Source organism: Lutispora saccharofermentans, assembly GCF_024363565.1.
Taxonomy (GTDB): Bacteria; Bacillota; Clostridia; order Lutisporales; family Lutisporaceae; genus Lutispora; species Lutispora saccharofermentans.
Map to the genome: position 1 here is coordinate 1 of NZ_JAJEKE010000036.1, position 1,895 is coordinate 1,895.

Annotated in this window: 1 protein-coding gene; it reads left to right on the forward strand. The window is 36.5% G+C overall.

What is annotated here, in order from left to right:
• Positions 1-218: 218 nt before the first annotated feature.
• A complete protein-coding gene (locus LJD61_RS20220) occupies positions 219-1,712 on the forward strand; it encodes a hypothetical protein (RefSeq protein ID WP_255229416.1) in 1,494 nt (497 codons plus the stop codon).
• Positions 1,713-1,895: the final 183 nt, after the last annotated feature.

Here is a 1,895-nt window from a genome sequence, read left to right on the forward strand (position 1 = left end):
GTACGCTCTCGAAAACTCAGAGAGCTTGAGTTATATATATTTCAAGGTTCAACATTTCTGCTTCACCCCTACTTTTTTAACTAAATTGTTTTCAATTTTTCCAGTGACTTTACCACTATAATCTTCTATTGGAAACCATTTCACTTGATAGACCCACATCCTCCTAATATAGAATTAGTTTGTAAGTTTACAATAACATTCTTTTACAGGAGGTAATTATGTTACGAGATTGGATTCCTCATATTAAATATCAAGAAAGATTACGATTGAAAATGCTGCTTCACCAACAAATACAAAGAAGCAGGCTGGTTTCATTGGATAAGAGTATTTCAAAACTCTATCTTTTGAACCTCGATAGCCTGCTTCCTGTCATCAAGCCTTTGTACTCTGATTTAGGCCGCCCCGCCATAAATCAGCAAGGTATAATACGTTCGCTTGTATTAATGCTTGATCAACAGGATTATTCTATCACAAAATGGGCTCAAAAGGTAGCATCAGATCCTTTGCTTTTTGATATTTGTGGTTTCTTCAATAACGCGCCATCTGCAGCTTCGTACTATGATTTTCTTGTACGTTTATGGCTAGGTGACCATAAAATTCATATCAATCGCAAACTTAAAGTCAAGCGCTTTGTAAGCAAACCAAAGAAAAAGCTTAAAGCTGGCCAGAAGCAACCTCCCAAACACTCCGGTACAGTTAAAAAACTTGTCGCTAAAGCTATAAATGGTAAGCTTAGGAATTTCTGTCCTGAAATCGTTTTGCAAAAACTTATCGCTCGTTTAGTTGTAGATACTTCTTCTGCTATGGGTATTCTAGGCAATGTAAATGATTTATCTGTTGCTTTTGATGGTTCAACTTTTTATTCAGGGGCAAGCCATTATGGCGTCAAAGTTTGTGACTGTAAATCCCAAGGTATCTATAACTGTAAGTGTCCCAGGCGCTTTTCTGATCCTGATGCAAGATGGGGTTGGGATAGCTATAGAGAGCAATGGTTCTTTGGAAATACACTTTTCAATGTAACAGTTTCTGATAGCCCTTATGACCTTCCTATTTATCTAAAGATGGTACAAGCAAGCCGCCATGATAGTATTACTACCGTTTTTGCACTGGAAGATATCCATAAGATTTATCCAAACTTGCGTTTTAAAAGCTTTATCGCTGATGGAGCTATGGATAATTATCCTACCTATGACCTTTTAAAGCACTACGATATACTCCCTTTTATTTCTCTGGATTCGAGAACAAAAGCTAAGTTTAATTATCCCCATCAGGATATACTTTGTTTTGATGATAAGGGCAATCCTATTTGTAAGGGCGGTATACCCTTTGTAAGTTGGGGATATTCAAAGCCTAAGGGAATCAAATACCGCTGCTGGTTTGCTGTAAACGGTCAAGAACCGCCAAAAGAATGTAAATGCTCTTCTAGTAAATATGGCAGGGTCATTTATATTAAGCCTGACTATGATCCTAGAATGTTTCCGCCTATACCTCGAGGTTCAGATACTTTTAAAACCAAATTCAAAAGCAGAACTTCTGTGGAGCGTTCAAACAAGCGTATGTTTATTGACTATGCAATTGAAAGCTACGATTCCAGGAGTGCAATGATGAGAATGTCTTTAGCTACCTTTGCAGTAATTAATATTCACCTGGATGCTTGGGTAAAGCACAAAAAATTCAGTTTTTGTTCCTTCATAGAACAACAGGCTGCATAAACACTTATTTCTGAATATTTTACTAAGCCATATTTTAGGCTTGTTTGCTGTACCCTTTTTTATATCCTTATCCCGTAACAATATGCGGTTTTCAAAGTTCATTACTCAAATTACCATCTAATTACTGTTTGCTTATCCAAATTAACTTTCTATAATTTTTCCAGCTACTTTTCGATTATCTTC

What these genes read in the sequence shown, in the direction of transcription:
- LJD61_RS20220 (WP_255229416.1), top strand. Translation starts at nt 219, where the DNA reads ATGTTACGAGATTGGATTCCTCATATTAAATATCAAGAAAGATTACGA.